The organism is Amycolatopsis sp. cmx-11-32 (genome assembly GCF_047608695.1).
Taxonomy (GTDB): Bacteria; Actinomycetota; Actinomycetes; order Mycobacteriales; family Pseudonocardiaceae; genus Amycolatopsis.
The window spans coordinates 171,971-190,741 of sequence record NZ_JADNQN010000007.1 but is presented as its reverse complement, the minus strand read 5'-3'; the positions used below and the strand labels follow the sequence as shown (position 1 = coordinate 190,741).

The following is an 18,771-nucleotide window of genomic DNA, read 5'->3' as shown; positions in this document are numbered from 1 at the left end:
ACGGGTGGTGAACGGCGCTAGGCTTGCGTATCCGGATCCGGAGAGGGGTGCGCTGGCCGACCATGGCGGAGAAACTCGGCGAATACCGCCGTAAGCGCAGACGGGGGCGGACCCCCGAACCCATTCCGGAACGCGAGGCGACAGCCGGATCCGACGATCTCTTCGTCATCCAGGAACACCACGCGAGCAGCCTGCACTGGGACATCCGCCTCGAACGGAAGGGGGTACTGGTCTCCTGGGCGGTGCCGAAAGGCCTGCCGATGTCACCTGACCTCGAGCGCCTCGCCGTGCACACCGAAGACCATCCGATGGAATACCTCACCTTCGAAGGCGAGATCCCCGCCGGCGAATACGGCGGCGGCACGATGACAATCTGGGACACCGGCCGGTACGAAACGCTGCACTTCAACAATTACAAGGTCGAGGTCGTCTTCCACGGGAAACGGGCGCGTGGGAAATACCTGTTCCTCAATGTGAAGAAGGACGGGAACGACCGCGGCTGGCTGCTCAAACGGCTCGACCCCGCCGATCCCGGCCGAACGGAACTCCCCCCATTCCTCGCCCCGATGCTGTTGAAGCCAGGGCGTCTCCCCTCGACCGGCGAAGACGCGGAATGGGCCTACGAATTCGACTGGTCAGGGCGCCGAACCCTGATCCGGGTGTCCGGCGGCCGGATCACCGCCTACGACGATTCGGGCGACGACGTGACCGGGCTGTACCCGGAATTCCGCGGACTGGGCGAACAACTCGGTGCCACGGAAACCTTTCTCGACGGGGAAATCGTCGTCTTCGACGGCGGGAAGCCGAGCGCGGAAGGGCTCGGGCACCGCGCGCGGGCCACGAAGAGCTCCGCGAAACGGCTCACCTCGCGATATCCGGCGTTCTACCTGGTGAACGATCTCCTGCATCTGGACGGCCGCTCCTGCCTCGACGCACCCTATGTCGAACGGCGAGACCTCCTCGACGGACTCGGTCTCGCCGGACCGCACTGGCAGGTCCCCCGGTACTACCTAGGGGACGGCGGGGCGGTCGCCCGGGCGGCCCGCGAACACGGGCTCGCCGGGATCGTCGCGAAACGCGCCGACTCCGCGTACCGCCCGGGAAGGCGGACCGGGGAATGGCTGGCCATCACCGGGGCAAGGGTCCAGCAAGTGGTACTGGGCGGCTGGCGGCCAGGTGGCGGGAGCCGCGCGGGCACGTTCAGTTCGTTGCTGCTCGGCGTCCCGCACGAGGACGGCTTGCGATACATCGGGAACGTCGGCGTCGGCTTCGCGGGTAACGAACTCGAAGAACTCTCCAAGCGGCTGTTCCGCTTGGAGCGCAAGTCATCCCCGTTCCACTCCGTACCGGACAAGCAAGCGCGGGACGCACGCTGGTCACGCCCGACCATCGTCGGAGAGGTCGTCTTCGGCGGCTGGACCGACGGGGGCTGCCTGCGCAATCCGCGCTGGCGCGGCCTGCTGCCGGACGTCACCGCCGACGAGGTCGAACTCGACGGCTAGATCAGCACGTCTTCGACGTCACGCCACACATCGAGGTCGGCGCCGACCCCGCTGACGTCCAGAATCCGAGACACCAGAGCGGTCTTCACGATCACCGAGAACCGGGGCGACGCGGCGTTGGCCTCCTCGAGGGCGTGCAGACCGGCGCAACTGAGGAAGCCGACGCCGGAGAGGTCGAGGACCACTCGTTTTCCCGTGACACACGCACCGCTGAGTTCGGTGCGGAACCGTCCGATGGTGGCCGCGTCAATCTCACCGACGGCGGTGAGGACGACAACGTCGTCATCGCGGCTGGTGGTCACGGCCAGGGGCGGCGGTTCGCCGGATACGCGCTGGCCAGGCAACATTGGGGGCGCCTCTCTCCAGACCACCAAGTCCCTTCGACGGTACCCGGCGACGGCGAGAGGTCAACCCCGGCGCCCGTCATTTAAGCCATTTCGGGCGGGAACCTTTACTTACCGTTTGCCATTCGCCGGTGAAACGCCGGTGCGAGGCCTCGGCGGTCGCGACGGAACGACCATAAAGGAGGCCATAAGTGAAAGCGTTTTCGCTTTCGGCGTAGGCGCGGAGGCCGAGGAGCCGCAAGACCTCCCGGGTGACCACGACGTCGTGATGCGTGCCGAGCGTGGTTTGCACCGCCTTGACGTTCTTTCCCCATTTCCGAAGCTTCTTGCCGGTCACCGGCCGAACGGTGTCCGCGGCGTACCGGGCGCGTTTGGCCTTCTTGCGCACCTCGTGCAACGCGACGTCCTGCTCCGGGCCGGGCTCGAACTCACTCGCGACCGCCACGGCCTCGCGCAGCTTCCGATCGGACCGCGCGACCGCCTTGCGCAGCTCCGTCTTGTCATCCTTGATCTTCCGAGGTTTACGGGCAAGCTTTTCCAGTGTTCGCAACAGATCCGTGTACCGCTTGCTGTCGAGGGCCCGGATCGCCCGCGTCTTGGCTTCTTCGGCCTCACGCGCGAAATGCCGGGTCATCAGCTGCTCGACGTTACCCAAGACCAGTTCGGCCGGAAGCGTCTTGACCTCGTCGTGCAGCCGCTCGGCCATCACTTCATTGTCCCTCGCCGGACCGAGTTCGCCGCCCAGCCAGCGGAGTTCGGCGGCGAGCCCGTTCGCGACATCGGCGTTGAGCGAACGCCGGAACGTCCGAAGCGCACTTCGCAGCCGCCTGCTGGCGACCCGCATCTGGTGCACCGAGTCCTCGACGTCCCGACGAACCCCGATATCGTTGCGGCGCAACGCGTCCAGCTGCTCGGCGAAGTAGTCCGCCAGCACCGAACCGGACGCACCCCGAGCCGACGGCACGAGCTCGTCGGTCAGCCGCCGGAGCTTCGACGGCCACCTCGACCGCTCCGCCCCCGCGTTCACGACGGCCCGGTCCAGACTGTCGAGCACCTTGGGATCGGCGCCGGGCGAGAGCTCGATCTCGATCTCCCGCCAGCGGTCGAGGTGCGCCTTTTCTCCGCCCGCCTCGCCGGTGACGACGTCGTCCGTCAGCGTCGCGAGCTCGCGGCCCTTCGCGTCGAGCAGGGCGTACGAAGTGCGCTCGGTGCGCAGGTGCGCGACCTGGCCGAGTTTGCCGCCGAGGGTGTGCCCGCGGACCAGTTTCGCCAGTGCTCCAGGCACCTTCTCCGGTTTGCCCGACAGCGGGAGGCGGAGTTCCTCACGCTTGTCCGCGCTGACCGGGAGTTTGAGATGCCAGCCTTCGTCGCCTCCGCCGAGCCTCCGCCGCAGCGTGATGCCCGCCTGTGCGAGCCGGAAGTCCGGGGTGTCGAAGTACGTGGCGTCGAGGACGTCGACCCTCGGCTCGGCCTGGTTCGTCACGGGACCGGCCGGGGTCAGCGGCGGGATGGGCCGGTCGGCCGCCAGGTCGTACTTCCGCTCGATCTCCGTCTCGGCGACCGGGGCACCGCCCTGCGTCTTCGTCACCACGAAACTCCTTCTCCTCGGCTACCTTGGGGGGTTACCCCAGGAAGAGGCCCTGGGAAACCCCCTTCGGGTCACTCCCCCATCCGGTCGTACCGGTCCGCCCATTCGGCGAGCATTTGGCGTGACTTCTCCTCGGTCAGGGTATCGCTTTCCAGCCGCGCGATCAGCGAATAGTACGCCTCGACCGCGACCCGATCGTCGATGAAGACTCCGGCCGCATAGGAATCCGTGTACACCACCGCCGGATGCTCCGTGAATTCCATAATGGTGAACGCATTTTCGATCGCCCTGCTCACTTCGTTGCTTTCGGGGACTATACGAATGGAGCAGTAAGGGAGATTCGCCGACAGGACGAGGTGGAGCAGTTGCTCGTGCATGATCCGCGGACCGCCGACGACCGAACGCAGCGCGCGCTCGTGCACGTAGAATCGGCACCGCGGCGGGCGGTCCCGTCGCAGCAGCTTCTGCCGGTCCATCCGGGCGTTCACGGCCTGGTCCAGTTGGGCCTGGCCGCGGTTGCCGATCAGTTCGTAGGTGGTGCGGGCGTACGGTTCGGTCTGCAGCAGTCCTGGAAGCGTCAACGACTCGTAGCGCACCACGGTGTGCGCGAGATTCTCTTGGATCGCCAGGGATTTCATCGGATCGACGAGTTCGTCGAAGTACGGCCGCACCCAGTACAGGTCGCTGCCGGGCTGCGTGAGTTCCATCAGCAGGTCACGCTCGGGCTCCGCCTCTCCACAGGTCGCGAGATACAGCGCCGCGTCCACCACGGACAGCTCCCGCAACCCTTGTTCCCACCTCGTGACCTTGCTCTGCAACCAGCCGTTACGGCGGCTGACGTCGGCTCCGCTGAAGTGCCTGCGCTGCCGGAACGCCTTCATGCGGTGGCCCAGCTCCCGGGTCCGCGCCGTCGAATCCTTCTCAACCATGCGGCACAAAGTAGGGCCGAACTCCGGCCGCGCAGTGATTGCCACGCGGTAATTCACCTCAACTGCTGATAACTTGCGCTCGCGCATTCCTGCGAAGTACTGCTTCGCGAGCGAAGCACCTTCGCACGCGAAGGGTTCTTTAAGTTTATACCGCAAGAAGGAAATGGAGGCCAGTAATTCGGAAGTGGAATTGTTGCGAAGGCGACAGGGCGCGAGAGTCCGCTGCCCGCTGCCTCGCGCCCCGCTCGGTGTCGGTACAGGAAGGCGGCCTTCATGTACTCAGGCCGACCGCCTGCCGCCTCTCGCCTGGCGGCTGTGGGTCGCGAAGGCCTCCTTCCCTACCTTGAGAGTAGGGAAGGAGGCCTTCCCGACCTGCGGTCTGCGTTCGCCGGGGCAGACTCGGCGCGGGCCGCGTGATGCCGACGCGTTCCAGGACGGTGAGGGGAACTTTGAGGGACCCTGGGTCCTTTAAGGAGGCCCTCACGGACTTGTGGCTCGCGCCGACGGCTGATAAATGCTTTGAAGCTTTTCCGCGCCTCCTCACGAGAAATCGTTCAAAGTCTCAACTGAGGTATCAACGATACGCTTGAACCCCATGAGTCAAGACATTCGAGACTTCGTGACCCCCTCCTGCGACCTGCTCGCCCTTGGCGAGCCGACCCACTCCACCCCGGTCTTCGCGGAGGTCCGCAACGAACTGTTCGCCCAGCTCGTCGACCGTGGCTTTCGCTCGATCGTCCTCGAAACCGATCGCGTGGCCGCGCTCGTCGCGAACGACTTCGTCCAGGACGGCAGCGGAACCCTCGACCTCGCCATGAGCGAGGGCTTCACCCACACTTTCGGCGCCATGGACGCGAACCGGCAGCTGATCGCGTGGATGCGCGAGTACAACGAGACCCGCCGCCCCGCGGAACGGCTTTCGTTCCACGGCTTCGACACCCAGACCGAGATCACTTCCGCGCCCAGCCCGCGACGCTATCTCGAGTACGCCCGCGACTTCCTGGGACTCGAGGTGGACATCGCGGGCCCGGCGGGCGACGACGAACGCTGGGGCCGAACGGAAGCGGTCATGGACGCGGCATCGTCGATCGGCGCCACGGCCGAGGCTTACCGGCTGCGTGCGATCGCGACCGATCTGCTCGCCGCGCTCCGCTCCCGGAAACCGGAACCGGTCACGGCCGCGTGGTCGAGGGCGGAGATCCACCTCATGGCGGGCATTGATCTGCTGCGCTACCACCGGCAATGCGCCGAGCCGCTCGAACCGCACGAGCGGTACGCGCCGCTGAGCGCCGTCAGAGATGCCATCATGGCGCGGAATCTGCTCGACATCCGGTCCGCCGAAGCCGGTCGCGGTGCGACGCTGGTCTTCGCCCACAATCTCCATCTGCGCCGCCAGGCGGGCACGATGCGGGTGGCTGGGAAGGAGATCCAAATGTTCCCCGCCGGCGCGCTGGTGGCCCCGCTGCTCGGCGATCGCTACACCTTCGTCGCGACCAGCCTCGGCCGCAGCGAGGCCATAGCGCTTCACGAGCCAGATGCAGACACCTACGAAGGGTTCCTGCAGAAGCACGTCACCACGGCCTGGGGCTTGCTCCCCACCTCCGAGATCCCGCCCGCCCGCGTCCGGACCGACCCCACTCCGCGGCAGGGTTACTTCCCGCTCGACCAGGTGATCCTCGACGACGCCGAGGCGATCCTGCACGTCGGCGGTTGACCTTCGAACCGGGTGACGCCTCCTGCCCTCGGAAGGCGTCACCCGGCCACGAGCACGCGCCGTCACCCCCAGTCCCGCACAGTTCCGGGACGGCGCGAAGTCCTTTGTTCCGAACCCGAGTCAACACTCCGACGCCATAACTTCGCCAAACGCCGCGGCCGGTGCACCCCCGCCGGACTATCCCGGCGTCGCCCCGAAGCGAATCTTCGTCAAGGCTTCACGAGCCCGGTCCCGCTGGCGTCCGCCATTGTCGACGGCGGAAAGATCCTTGAGCGCACGCAGTTCCCATACCGGGAATCCCAGCTCCCGGAACAGTCCGGCCGCAGTACGGAGCCCTTCGGCGGCTTCGGTGGCGACGCCTTCGTCCGCCCGTAGACGCCCATAGCTGAGCAAGGCGTATCCGCCGCCCCGCCGGTCACCGAGCGCGCGGAACGTGCTCATCGCGAGTCCCAGGTGCTCCGCGGCCCGGCCGTGCTCGCCCGCGAGACGCAGTGATTCGCCGAAACTCCGGTGTGTGTAGGCGGCGGCGTGCCGGTGCCCGACGTGCTCGAACAACCGCAGCGACCGCGAATGACAGCGTTCACTCTCCCGCGCGTCGCCCGCCTTCGCGTGGAGATCGCCGAGGCTGCGGAGAACGTGCGCCTCCCAGTGGCGTTCATGCGAACTCCGGGTGCCGGTCAGCGCGCTCGTCAGTAGTTCACCGGCCTCGTCGATGCGGCCATACCGTCGCAGGACGTCGGCGTACCGCTTGGCGGTCCGGTCGTGTTGCCACCCGTCCTCGCAATGGAGCGAAAGCAGCAGGCTCGCGTCGAAGCATTCCTTCGCCAGCCGGAAGTCGCCGAGGTCGTCCCAGAGCGAGCCGAACTGGGCCGACGCCATCGCCTGCCCGGAGAGGTCACCACAGTCCCGCAACAGATCCAGCGCCTCTCGCAGCGCGTCGACCGCCGAGTGGGTCCGGCCGGAGTCCGCGTCGACGTCGGCGAGCGCGACGAGCGCGGCCCCGGTGCCTCGCTGATCGCCCGAGGAACGGAATTTGGCTTCAGCCAGCGCGAAGCACGTCCTCGCTCGCGCCAAGTCCCCCGAATCGGCGTGGGATTGGCCGAGCTTCAGCAACTTCGCCGCCTCCGCCGGACGGTCGAGCCGGTCACGCACGATCTCGAACCCGAGCAAGGCTACGGAACCGCCGTGCCGGGGGCCGACGAGATCGCTGTAGGCGTCGGCCAGCCGCTCGGTCAGCGCGGCCCAACCGTGGCCGCGAGCGGTCCGGACGGCGAGCGCGAGATTCGCGGTTTCCACGGTGCGCCAGCCGATCGGATCGGCCTCGACGCGGTCCAGGGCCGCCGCCGGGGCGCCAGCCCGGCGAGCGGGCGGGTATTCGGCGCCGAGCGCGGCGGAGGCGTGTTCGGCCAAGGCCGCCATGAGCGTCAGCGCGCGTCTGACGGCAGCCTGGTCCGGTGGTTCCCGGAGCGCGAGGCGGACGAGGCCGGACAGCCGGTATCGGAGGAAACCGGACCGATCCGGCTCGGCGTGGAGCAGATGATCGTCCACCAGCTCGTCGAGCAGGTCGGCCGCCTCGCGGGACGAACAGCCCAGCAGGGCCGTCGCGAACCAGTCCGCCATCTCGGCGGCACCGGAAGAACCGAGCAGCCGCAGGGAAGTCCGTTGCCTTGGCGACAGCTCGGCGAGGACCTCGGCGAGCGCTGGGCGGACAGCGAGGTCGCCGACGGCGAGTTCGTCGAGACGCAGGCGCTCGTTCTCCAAACGGGTCGCGAAGTCGGCGATGTTCAGTCTCGGCCGCTGCAGCAGTTTCACGCCCGCCACCCGCACCGCCAGCGCGAGCCCGTCGCAGCAGGCCAGCACACGGCGGACGGCGTCGGGTTCGGCGGACAACCGGCTTTCTCCGACGATCGTGCCGAGCAGCACTCGCGATTCCGCGTCGGATAGTTCACCGACCTCGACCGGTCTGGCTCCGACGAGCCCGGCCAGCCGTCGTCTCGTCGTGACGATCGTCGCGCAGCCGGGACCGCTCGGCAGCAACGGCCGCACCTCGGCCTCGGACCGGCCGTTCTCGAGGATCACCAGCAGCCGCCGGTCCGCGGTGTGGCTCTGCCACACCGAAATCAGCCCGGCTCGGTCGGTGGGAAGTTCCGCTTCCGCAAGGCCGAGCGCGCGGAGGAACCCGGGGAGCACATCGCCGGACTCACGCAGGTCGGCGACCAGCTGGCCGTCCGGGAACCGCTTGCGCGCCCGCCAAGCGGCCTGGACGGCCAGCGCGCTCTTCCCCGCCCCCGCCGCGCCGTGCAGCACGACCGGCGCGGGACTTCGCAGCGCACGCGCCACTTCCGCCAGTTCCGCCGCCCTGCCGGAGAAATCCGGCGTCGCCTGCGGGAGACGGCTGGGCGGGCCGCCCGCCGACCAGCCGGTTCCGGCGATCCGGCGGTGGACCGCGAGCAGGTCCTCCCCCGGTGAAACACCTGCGTGCTCCCAAAGCGCGTGACGGCATCGGTCGAGGACGGTCAGTGCGGCGTCCCGCCGCCCGAGCCCGTGCAAAGCCTCGGCCAGCCATCCGGCGAGACGTTCGTCGCCCGGCCGGGCGGCCAGTTCGGGTCCCAACCGGTCGGCGACCGCCTTGTGGTCACCGGCCGCGAGATCCAGCTCCACGAGTTTGCCCAGTGCCGAGCACCGCTGGTCTTCGAGCCACAGTTTGTGCGCCTCCACCAGCGGCCCGGCCGGAACGTCGGCGAACGCCGCGCCACGCCACAATCCCAGCGCCCGTTCGAGAAGTGCCCGGCGCTCTCCACCGGTCGCCGTCGAGGCCGCCGTTGTCAGGCTGGAGAAACCGGAGACATCCAGTTCGCCGTCCGACACGGTCAGCCGGTAGCCACCGGTGCCGGATCGCAGCCGCTGCCGGACGTCGTCCACCGGCAATCCGGGCGACAACGCCTTGCGCAGCTTGGAAATCGCCATCTGCACGACCGCCGCGGCACTCGACGGTGGCTCCTGCGGCCAGAGTTCGTCCACGAGGACGTCCCGGTGGACGAACTCGTTCGGCCGGGTCAAGAGCACCGCGAGCACCCGTCGGGGCTGGGCCGCCGACGGCAGCGGGACCGAGGCCCGGAGCGGGCCGAGCACCTTGAACTCCACGAACCACCTATCACCTGGACGGATGACCCGAATCTAACCCGGCACAGTCCAGGGGTTGGCGCTTCTCACCCGGATGGCCGCCCCTCCTACCCAGTGTGCGCGAGCAGCTTGTCCCGCAGGAGTGGCTCGTCCGCGAGTGCGTCGTTCACGGTGTGTTCCAGCAACGGCTTGAGGTCCCCATACGGCCGCTTCGACCAGTCGAGCGCGCCGAGCGGCGGCTCCGGGTCGTACTCGATGACGAACTGGATCGTCCGCGCGATCTCGGTGCCGACAAGCCGCTCGACCAGGTGCAGCGCCAGGTCGATCCCCGCCGACACCCCGGCGGCGGTGATCAGGTTCCCGTCCTCGACCCAGCGCTCGGCGACCGGCTCCGCGCCGAACGCGCGCAGGAGCTCGCGGAACATCCAGTGCGTCGTGGCCCGGCTGCCCTCCAGCAGACCGGCCTGCCCCAGCAACAGCGATCCGGTGCACACCGAGGTCACGAGTTCCGCGTTCCCCGCGGCGGTCCGCAGGTAGTCGATCAACTTCTCGTCGGCGAGTGCCTTCAGCGTCGGCGCGGCGCCGCCGGGAACGAGCAACGCGTACGGCGAGAGGACCTCGTCGTAGGTGTGTGTCGCCACGACCTTCAGCGGGTTGTCGGTGGTGATGGGGTCCTTCGTCTCACCGACCACGACCGTCCGGTACTCCGAGGCCGAGCTCGCCATGCCGTCCAGCACGGTCAGCGGTCCGACCATGTCGAGCGGGGTCATCCCCGGATACACCACGAACGCGATGGTCTTCTTGTCGTCAGTCATGGGACAACCGTGTCGTAAGGACGAGACCGTGATGAGCCGGATGTCCGGATTCCTGCGAACTACGTCCGACGGCCGGTCGTTACTGCTAGCGTTCGATCATGCCGGGTTCACCCAGACGAGTGTTGATCGTCGGCTACAGCAATGCGGAGATGCTCGACATCGCCGGCCCGGCGGACGTGCTGGACGCCGCGACCAAACTCGGTGGCAAGCCGGGGTACGAGATCATGCTCGCCAGCGTCGACGGCCGCGGCATCCGCTGCGAGTCCGGGCTGATGCTGCACGCACAGCACCGGCTCGACCAGGTGACCGGCGCGCTGGACACGCTGATCGTCGCGGGCGGCACCGGACACGAGGCCGCCGCGGCCGACCCGAGGATGGTCTCCCACATCCGCAGGCTCGCGCAGGACAGCCGCCGGGTGGCCTCGGTGTGCACCGGCGCCACCGTGCTCGCGGCGTGCGGGCTGCTCAACGGGCGCCGCGCCACCACCCATTGGCGGTTCGCGAACCGGCTCGCGGTGAACTACCCGCGGGTGAACGTGGACCCGGTGCCGCTGTACGTGCGCGACGGCAACGTCTACACGGCGGCCGGGGTGACCAGCGGGATCGACCTCACCCTCGCGTTCGTCGAGGAGGACCACGGCCCGAGCGTCGCCAGGGAGGTCGCCCGCATGCTGGTGACCTACCTGCAGCGGCCGGGGAACCAGGCGCAGGTGAGCATGTTCCTGTCCGGACCGCCGCCGGAGAACCGGCTGGTCCGCGACATCACCGCGTACGTCGCCGAGCATCTCGCCGGTGATCTCGCCACCACCGTGCTCGCCGAGCGGGCGGGTATCAGCACCCGGCAGCTGACCAGGTTGTTCGACGCGCATCTGAGCACCACGCCCAGCCGGTACGTCCGGGCGGCGAGGACCGAGAACGCGGCGAGACTGTTGTGCGGCACCGAACTCCCGCTGACGTCGATCGCGAGGCGGTGCGGTTTCGGCTCGACCGAGACACTGCGCCAGGCCTTCCTCGACCACTTCGACACACCGCCGTCCGCCTACCGCCGGGTCCATCTGCGGCAGGCCTTCGGCTAGGCCGAATGCGGGCGGCGATCGGCGCTGTGGAGGATGTGCGGGTGAACCGCCGCGACATCTCCGACGACGACACCGGCCCGATCCGCCGGGTCACGGACACTCCGTCCGATCGTTCGCCCGGAACGTCCCGTACGCCGCGCCTGCCACCGCCGGTAGGCACGCGTCCGTCGGTGAAGCGGCCGCGTCCGGCCGAACCTGGCAGGCGTCGCGCCGCCGAACCGAAACCCGAGCCCGAGCCGGTCGGTCACGGGCACTCGCACGGCCACGGCCCGGCGGCGCCCGCGTCGCGCCGCGTCCGGCAGTTGCTGATGTGGCTGCTGATCCCGCTCGCCGTCACGACCGTCGCCGGGATGATCCTGCTTTACCCGTGGGGTAAGGATCCGGCGAAAAGCGTCTTCCCACAGGGAACCCCGGTGAGCGCCACGATCACGGCGACGATCACCGGACCGTGTCTCGCCGAGGGCCAGGTCCAGGTCGGCGAGCCACCGCCGGACGCGAAGCCGTGTCTCACCAGCGAACTGACCATGACCGACGGTCCCGGCGTCGGGAAACCGCTGAAACTGACCCTCCCTATCGAACCGAGTACGCCTCGGTTCACCGCGGGCGACGAGGTGGTGCTGTCCTACAACGGCGGCGACGTCGCGGACCCCGCGTCGTTCCAGATCGTCGACTTCCAGCGCGGTACGCCGTTGCTGCTGCTCGCCGGGCTGTTCGCGCTCGCGGTGATCGTGCTGGGCCGCTGGCGGGGTCTCGCCGCGCTGATCGCGCTCGGGCTGAGCTTCCTGGTACTGGCACTGTTCGTGCTGCCGTCGATCCTCGCCGGGGAAAGTCCGCTGCTGGTGGCGATCGCGGGGGCGGGCGCGATCATGTTCGTCGCGCTGTATCTGACGCACGGGCTGTCCGCGAGAACCTCGGTGGCGGTGCTGGGCACCTTGGTGAGCCTGATCCTGATCGGCGTCCTGTCGGCGATCTTCTCGGCGGCGGCGTCACTGACCGGGCTGGACGACAGCACCTCGCAGCTGATCGGCTCGCTCGGGCACGGCATCGACGCGCGGGGGCTGCTGCTGGCGGGCGTCGTGATCGGCGCACTCGGTGTGCTGGACGACGTCACGGTGACGCAGACGAGCGCGGTATGGGAACTGCGGCGGGCGAACCCGTCGCTCGGCTGGCGTGAACTCTACGGCGCGGGCCTGCGGATCGGGCGTGACCACGTCGGTTCGGCGGTCAACACGCTCGTGATGGCGTACGCGGGCGCGGCGTTGCCGGTGCTGCTGTACACGTCGCTTTCGGGCGTCGGACTCGGCTCGATCCTCGGCGCGGAGGAGATCGCGCAGGAGATCGTGCGGACACTGGCCGGAAGCGTCGGCATCGTCGCGGCGGTGCCGGTCACCACCGTGCTGGCGGCGCTGATCGCCTCGCGGGAGCCTCAAGACTCCCTGTAGTCACGAGCCCGAAAGATCTCCGCGTCCCTAACTTTCCAGCGTAGCCACAAACCTGCTGACCGCTTCCATCGTGAACCGCTGGATGTACTTGCCCGACGGAGCCACCGAAGCCAGCCGGTACAGCGGCCGCTCCGCCGCGGCGTCCCCGCGCGCCTCCGATTTCAGCTGTGCCACCAGCAGTTCCGAGAACACCAGGCCGTTCGCGTCGGTGTTGTTCAGCAGCGCGTTCGCCAGTTTGCGCAGCTGCAGGATGCCGAGTTCCCGGCCACCCGCGCCCGAGTAGACGGCGAGGTCGACCTTCGCCACCTTGCGGCGCTTGCCCGCGTTGACCAGCAGGCTGACCGTCCGGGTGCCGCGTACGTCGCTGATCACGAGGTCGATGCGCTCGGCCTCGGTCAGGCCGATCCGCCGCAGGCCCCAGGTCCGCACGATGAGCGTGTCGCCTTCGAGCCAGACTCGGCGGCGCAGGTTGTACAACATGATGTAGAGCAGCGGCAGCGCGATCACCCCGGCGACGACGAGCCCGACGATCTCACCACCGATCAGCCCGGCGATCCCGCCGAACGCGGCGGCGAAGATGACGACACCGGCGATGCCGGAACAGCCACGCCTGCGGCGGAGCTTGGGGTCGTCGTGGAACAGCGGGAGACGCTCGGGGGCCTCCGGCGTCCCAGTCGGCTCGGCCATCACACGCCCGTCCCCGCGAGGAACGGGTTACCCGCGCGCTCCTGGCCGATCGTGGTGGCCGGGCCGTGCCCCGGCAGGACGACGGTGTCGTCGGGCAGCGTCATCACCTTGGTACCGAGTGACCGCACGAGTTCGCCGTCTTCGCCGGAAGACCGGCCGATCGAACCGGCGAACAGGCTGTCCCCGGTGAGCGCGATCCGGCCGCCCTCGGCGGAGGTCAGCCCGAAGACCACCGAACCGGCGGTGTGACCTGGCGTGCGGGACACCGTGATCTCCAGTCCGGCCAGCCTGAGCGGGCCATCGACGAGTGGCACGATCCCGTCCTTCCATTCTCCGGCGCCCCCGGCCACCAGTGGCCGGTCCGCCTCGTCCAGATAGAGAGGTATTCCGTGTCGGGCACCGACCTCGCCCGCCGAAGCGACGTGATCCGGGTGTCCGTGCGTCGCGAGCATCGCGACCGGCGTCAGCCTATGGGCGGCCAGTGCGACCTCGAGCGGTTCGAGGACGTCCTCGCCGGGATCGACGATCACGCACTCCCCACCGTCGGCCGGAGCGAGCAGATAGCAGTTCGCTTCGAGGGGGCCTGCCGGGAAACCGACAACCAGCACGAAACGCCTCCTCAGATCTTCCACCGAACAGGTGACAGGATGGCCCTGATCACGATCAAGTAAGGGTAGCGGCCCCTGTACGGGGGTCTCACAGGCTGTGCCCATAGACTTCCGCTACCTCAGACGTGTGACATCGAGTGGAAACCGGGAGGGCGGGTGCCGACCAACCAGCAGCGCCGCGAAGCCGCGAAGCGCAAGCTAGAGCGACAGATCGTGCGACGGGCCGAAAAGGCCAAGCGTCGCCGGATCGTCGGCTCGGTGGCGGTCGTCGGCGTCGTCGCGATCGTGGCGGGCGCGGTGTGGTGGATCGTCAGCAGTAACAGTGGTGACGACGCCGCCTCCGACGCTTCCCCGAGTTCGGCTCCTCCGACCCCCGAGGTCACCATCCCCACCGAACGCGCGCCGATGCCCAAACGGGCGACGCCGCTGGCGAACCCGGTGGCCTGTGACTTCAAGGACGACGCCGCCAAGAAGTCCTCGAAGCAGGTGAACAAGCCGGAAGGCAAGGACATCGCTTCGAACGGCACGGTCAACGTAGTGCTGAAGAGCACCGCGGGCGACATCCCGCTGACGCTCGACAAGGCGCTCGCCCCGTGTGCCGTGCAGAGCTTCATCAGCCTCTCGCAGCAGGGCTACTTCAACGACACCAAATGCCACCGGCTCGGCACCACCGGCCTGCAGATGCTGCAGTGCGGAGACCCCGAGGCCAGCGGCATGGGCGGTCCGGGCTACACGATGCCGGACGAGGCGTTCCCCGAGATCAAGTACGGCCGCGGCCTCCTCGCGATGGCGAAGACGCAGCAGCCGAACTCCGGCGGCAGCCAGTTCTTCATGGTCTACGGCGAAGCCGAACTGCCCGCGGAGTACTCGGTCTTCGGCAGCATCTCCGACGAGGGCCTGAAGGTGCTCGACAAGGTCGCCAAGGCGGGCGCCAACACCCAGGGAGGCAACGGCGACGGCACCGGCCCGCCCAACACCGAAGTCAAGTTCACCGGAGTCACCGTCAACGCCTGACGTGAAGCTGGAGTTCAACGGCGTGCCCGCCCGGTCGGAAGACCGGGCGGGCACGTTCGGTTATGGCTGAAGGGGACTTTCCCCGCATGGCATGCAGGCAAAGCGCCCTTCACCGCGTGCGATGCGGGGAAAGTCCCCTTCAGCTCCGACCTCAGCGATAGGTGAACTTCGGCGGCCGCCGCGCGAGAAACGCGGCCACCCCTTCCGCGTAGTCCTCGCCGTGCAAGGCGCCGAGCCGGATCTCGTCCACCTCGGCGTCCGAATCCTCTTGTCCGGCAACGATCTTCTCGATGATCCGGTTCATCCCGCGCACCGATGCCTGCGACCGCGAAGCCAGCGTCTCGACGAACTTCGCCGTCGACACCTCCAGTTCGTCGACCGGGAAGACATCGTTGAGCAGCCCGATCTCCCGAGCCCGCCGAGCGTCGACGAGTTCACCCGAGAGCAGGAAGTACTTCGCGTGCGCCGGGCCGACCAACGAGACAAGCCGCCGCGTCGAGTCGAAGTGGTAGACGATGCCGAGTTTCGCCGGCGTGATGCCGAAGCGCGAGCCCTCCGCCGCGAACCGGAAGTCGCACGCGACCGAAATCTGACAGCCACCGCCGATGCAGTTCCCCTGGATCATCGCCACCGTGGGCTTCCGAGACGCCGTCAGGGCCGCGACGGCACCGTCGACGGCCTTGTCGTAGGTCTCCGCGGCGTCGGCGGTGGACCGCAGGTCCTGGAACTCGCTGATGTCCGCACCCGCCGAGAAGTGCTTGCCGTCGCCGGTCAGCACCAGCACCTTGATCGCCGGGTCCGCCGCTACCGTCGCGACCACTTCCGGGATCGCCGACCACATCCCGTAGGTGATCGCGTTCATCTTCTCCGGCCTGGTGAAAGTCAGCCGCGCGATCTCGCCGTCACGAGTGAAATCGAACCCGTCAGTCATGACCCGAACCCTAGCGGGGCCCCACCTGAGGTCACGAAGCCGAAGTGACCCGATACACGTCGTAGACGCCCTCGACACCTCGGACCACCTTCAGCACGTGGCCAAGATGCTTCGGGTCGCCCATCTCGAAGGAGAACCGGCTGACCGCGACCCTGTCGCGCGAGGTGGTCACCGACGCGGACAGGATGTTGACCTTCTCGTCCGCGAGCACCTTGGTGACGTCGGAGAGCAGGCGGTGCCGGTCCAGCGCCTCGACCTGGATCGCGACGAGGAAGACCGACGACGCCGACGGTGCCCATTGGACTTCGACCAGCCGCTCGGGCTGGGCCCGCAGGTCGTCGGCGTTGGCGCAGTCGGTCCGGTGGACGCTGACACCGCCGCCGCGGGTGACGAAACCGAGGATCTCGTCGCCCGGCACCGGCGTGCAGCAGCGGGCGAGTTTGGCCCAGACGTCGCCGGCACCCTTCACCACGACACCGACGTCGTTCGAGCCGCGGCGACGGGTGACCGTGGACGGAGTCGCGCGCTCGGCGAGTTCCTCCTCCGCCTCGTCGACCCCGCCGATGAGCGCGACCAGTCGTTGCACGACATGTCTCGCGCTGGTGTGGCCCTCGCCGACGGCGGCGTACAGCGAACTGATGTCGGGATGCCGCAGTTCCGTGGCGACCGCGCCCATGGACTCGGCGGAGACCAGCCGCTGGATCGGGAGGCCGACCTTGCGGACCTCCTTGGTGATGGCCTCCTTGCCGCCTTCGATCGCCTCGTCGCGGCGTTCCTTGGCGAACCACTGCCGGATCTTCGCGCGCGCCTTCGGTGAACCGGCGAACTGCAACCAGTCGCGGCTCGGCCCCGCGGTCTCGGCCTTCGAGGTGAAGATCTCGATGACCTCACCGTTCTCCAGCTTGCGCTCGAGCGCGACGAGCCTGCCGTTGACGCGGGCGCCGATACAGCGGTGGCCGACCTCCGTGTGCACGGCGTAGGCGAAGTCGACCGGGGTCGAATCGACTGGCAGCGTGATCACGTCACCCTTGGGCGTGAACACGAAGATCTCGCGCGAGGCGAGTTCGTAGCGCAGTGATTCGAGGAAGTCACCCGGGTCCGCGGCTTCACGCTGCCAGTCGAGGAGCTGGCGCATCCAGGCCATCTCGTCGACGTCCACCGCGTTGGCCCCGTTGCCGCTGTGGGTGCCGCGGGTTTCCTTGTACCGCCAGTGCGCGGCGATGCCGTACTCGGCGGTGCGGTGCATCTCGTACGTGCGGATCTGGACCTCTAGTGGCTTGCCGTCCGGGCCGATCACCGTGGTGTGCAACGACTGGTAGACGCCGAAGCGCGGCTGCGCGATGTAGTCCTTGAACCGGCCGGGGACCGGCTGCCACAGCGCGTGGACGACGCCCATCGCGGCGTAGCAGTCGCGGACGTCCTCGACCAGGATCCGTACGCCGACCAGGTCGTGGATGTCGTCGAGGTCGCGCCCGCGGACGATCATCTTCTGGTGGATGGAGTAGTAGTGCTTCGGCCGTCCCTCGACCTTGGCGGTGATCCGCGAGCCTTCGAGGTTTCCGGTCAGCTCGGTGATTACGGACCGCAGGTACGTGTCCCGCGAAGGCGCGCGATCAGCGACCAGGCGGACGATCTCGTCGTACTTCTTCGGCTGCAGGATGGCGAAAGCCAGGTCCTCCAGCTCCCATTTGACCGTCGCCATGCCGAGCCGGTGCGCCAGCGGGGCGAGGACCTCCAGGGTCTCGCGAGCCTTGCGGGCCTGCTTCTCCGGCGGCAGGAAGCGCATCGTGCGCATGTTGTGCAGCCGGTCGGACAGCTTGATGACCAGCACCCGCGGGTCACGCGCCATCGCGATGACCATCTTGCGGATGGTCTCGGCCTCGGCGGCCGTACCGAGTTTGACCTTGTCCAGCTTGGTGACGCCGTCGACCAGTTCGCCGACCTTCTCGCCGAAGTCCGTCTTCAGGCTCTCCAGCGAGTATCCGGTGTCCTCGACGGTGTCGTGCAGCAGCGCCGCGACCAGCGTCGTGGTGTCCATGCCGAGTTCGGCGAGAATGGTCGCTACGGCGAGCGGGTGCGTGATGTACGGGTCGCCGGACTTGCGCCGCTGTTCGCGGTGGAGCTCTTCGGCGACGTCGTAGGCGCGCTGGAGCAGCGCGAGGTCGGCGTTGGGATGCAGCTCGCGGTGGATGACGGCGAGCGGTTCGAGGACCTGCTTCACCGGGGCGGCACGCTGTGCGGTGATCCGGCGGGCGAGACGGGCACGGACGCGGCGCGTCGCGGATGGCGTCGGCGCTGCCCCCTGTCGCGCCGCACCGTTCTGCTCAGTGCCGTCCTTCGAGGACACCGCGGCATCGAGCTCTTGGCTCACCCGCACCTCCTGCGCTTCGTGCGGCCTTCGGACGTCAAGGGTAACCGCTCCCCCTCGCGGCCCACTTGGTATGCCCGTTCAACACACCCGGAGGGCCTCCACACGACGCCCTTCAAGCACGGAACGACCACCGAGCGCGCCGAGTTCCATCACCACCGAAACCCCGGTGACCTGCGCTTTCGCATCTTCCAGCAATGTGCACGTCGCCGCGACCGTGCCGCCGGTGGCGAGCACGTCGTCGAGGACCACGACACGCTGGCCGGGCTCGATGATGCCTTCGGGCAGTTCGACGGTCGCCGTGCCGTACTCCAGCTTGTAGTCGACCCTGCCCGCGACCCTGGGCAACTTGCCGGGCTTGCGGATCACCGCGACGCCGAGACCGCGGGAGTACCCGACGGCGGCGGCCAGCAGGAACCCGCGCGCTTCCACGCCTGCCAGCAGGTCGACCTCGGGATCGACGGTGGCCGCCAGCGCGTCGGTGACGGCCTTGAAACCGACGGCGTCGGCGAACAACGGACTCAGGTCCCGGAACAGCACGCCCGGCTCCGGGAAGTCCGGCACGTCGGCGATCAGGTCGAGTGCCTTGTCCAGCTCCATGTACTTCCCTGCTCTCGCGTTCTCGTCAGC

General features: G+C 68.4%; 15 protein-coding genes. 5 read left to right on the top strand and 10 right to left on the bottom strand.

What is annotated here, in order from left to right:
- Positions 1-47: 47 nt before the first annotated feature.
- Positions 48-1,502 carry a DNA polymerase ligase N-terminal domain-containing protein gene (locus tag ACM6LR_RS22675; RefSeq protein ID WP_414940414.1) on the top strand — a complete coding sequence of 485 codons (1,455 nt, stop codon included), beginning with the start codon at positions 48-50 and terminating at the stop codon, positions 1,500-1,502.
- Here ACM6LR_RS22675 and ACM6LR_RS22670 read toward each other — a convergent pair.
- The 3 genes from ACM6LR_RS22670 to ACM6LR_RS22660 all read right to left on the bottom strand — a co-directional run bounded on the left by ACM6LR_RS22670 (position 1,499) and on the right by ACM6LR_RS22660 (position 4,363).
- Positions 1,499-1,849, bottom strand: a complete 351-nt coding sequence (locus ACM6LR_RS22670; RefSeq protein ID WP_414944446.1) for an STAS domain-containing protein — start codon at positions 1,847-1,849, stop codon at positions 1,499-1,501. The genes ACM6LR_RS22675 and ACM6LR_RS22670 overlap by 4 nt on opposite strands.
- A gap of 76 nt (positions 1,850-1,925) precedes the next feature.
- Complete coding sequence (locus ACM6LR_RS22665) at positions 1,926-3,437, bottom strand: CHAD domain-containing protein (RefSeq protein ID WP_414940412.1); 1,512 nt, start codon at positions 3,435-3,437, stop codon at positions 1,926-1,928.
- Between the two features lie 68 nt (positions 3,438-3,505).
- Complete coding sequence (locus ACM6LR_RS22660) at positions 3,506-4,363, bottom strand: helix-turn-helix domain-containing protein (RefSeq protein ID WP_414940460.1); 858 nt, start codon at positions 4,361-4,363, stop codon at positions 3,506-3,508.
- 595 nt (positions 4,364-4,958) lie between these two features.
- Here ACM6LR_RS22660 and ACM6LR_RS22655 point away from each other — a divergent pair.
- A complete protein-coding gene (locus ACM6LR_RS22655; RefSeq protein ID WP_414940411.1) occupies positions 4,959-6,077 on the top strand; it encodes an erythromycin esterase family protein in 1,119 nt (372 codons plus the stop codon).
- A 177-nt stretch (positions 6,078-6,254) separates the two neighbouring features.
- On the opposite strand, the gene ACM6LR_RS22650 is transcribed toward ACM6LR_RS22655, so the two are convergent.
- The gene (locus ACM6LR_RS22650) at positions 6,255-9,221 is read right to left on the bottom strand and encodes a BTAD domain-containing putative transcriptional regulator (protein WP_414940410.1); all 2,967 of its coding nucleotides are present in this window, start codon (positions 9,219-9,221) and stop codon (positions 6,255-6,257) included.
- An 86-nt stretch (positions 9,222-9,307) separates the two neighbouring features.
- On the bottom strand, positions 9,308-10,015 hold the full coding sequence (locus tag ACM6LR_RS22645; protein WP_414940409.1) for a DJ-1/PfpI family protein: 708 nt from the start codon (positions 10,013-10,015) through the stop codon (positions 9,308-9,310).
- 98 nt (positions 10,016-10,113) lie between these two features.
- Here ACM6LR_RS22645 and ACM6LR_RS22640 point away from each other — a divergent pair, with 98 nt between their 5' ends.
- On the top strand, positions 10,114-11,091 hold the full coding sequence (locus tag ACM6LR_RS22640) for a GlxA family transcriptional regulator (RefSeq protein WP_414940408.1): 978 nt from the start codon (positions 10,114-10,116) through the stop codon (positions 11,089-11,091).
- 41 nt (positions 11,092-11,132) lie between these two features.
- Positions 11,133-12,533 (top strand): YibE/F family protein, encoded by a 1,401-nt coding sequence (locus ACM6LR_RS22635; protein WP_414940459.1) that lies wholly within the window; start codon positions 11,133-11,135, stop codon positions 12,531-12,533.
- 27 nt (positions 12,534-12,560) lie between these two features.
- Here ACM6LR_RS22635 and ACM6LR_RS22630 read toward each other — a convergent pair whose 3' ends face one another.
- Positions 12,561-13,220, bottom strand: coding sequence for a hypothetical protein (locus ACM6LR_RS22630; protein ID WP_414940407.1), 660 nt, complete (start codon positions 13,218-13,220; stop codon positions 12,561-12,563).
- A complete protein-coding gene (locus ACM6LR_RS22625) occupies positions 13,220-13,828 on the bottom strand; it encodes an MBL fold metallo-hydrolase (RefSeq protein WP_414940406.1) in 609 nt (202 codons plus the stop codon). The genes ACM6LR_RS22630 and ACM6LR_RS22625 overlap by 1 nt, the downstream gene beginning before the upstream one ends.
- A 156-nt stretch (positions 13,829-13,984) precedes the next feature.
- On the opposite strand from ACM6LR_RS22625, the gene ACM6LR_RS22620 reads away from it, so the two are divergent.
- Positions 13,985-14,842 (top strand): peptidylprolyl isomerase, encoded by an 858-nt coding sequence (locus ACM6LR_RS22620; protein WP_414940405.1) that lies wholly within the window; start codon positions 13,985-13,987, stop codon positions 14,840-14,842.
- A gap of 151 nt (positions 14,843-14,993) precedes the next feature.
- On the opposite strand, the gene ACM6LR_RS22615 is transcribed toward ACM6LR_RS22620, so the two are convergent.
- The 3 genes from ACM6LR_RS22615 to ACM6LR_RS22605 all read right to left on the bottom strand — a co-directional run bounded on the left by ACM6LR_RS22615 (position 14,994) and on the right by ACM6LR_RS22605 (position 18,741).
- The gene (locus ACM6LR_RS22615; protein WP_414940404.1) at positions 14,994-15,773 is read right to left on the bottom strand and encodes an enoyl-CoA hydratase/isomerase family protein; all 780 of its coding nucleotides are present in this window, start codon (positions 15,771-15,773) and stop codon (positions 14,994-14,996) included.
- 31 nt (positions 15,774-15,804) lie between these two features.
- Complete coding sequence (locus ACM6LR_RS22610) at positions 15,805-18,144, bottom strand: RelA/SpoT family protein (RefSeq protein WP_414940403.1); 2,340 nt, start codon at positions 18,142-18,144, stop codon at positions 15,805-15,807.
- Between the two features lie 78 nt (positions 18,145-18,222).
- Positions 18,223-18,741: an adenine phosphoribosyltransferase gene (locus ACM6LR_RS22605; RefSeq protein ID WP_414944445.1), complete on the bottom strand. Its 519-nt coding sequence runs from the start codon at positions 18,739-18,741 to the stop codon at positions 18,223-18,225.
- Between the last annotated feature and the right edge of the window lie 30 nt (positions 18,742-18,771).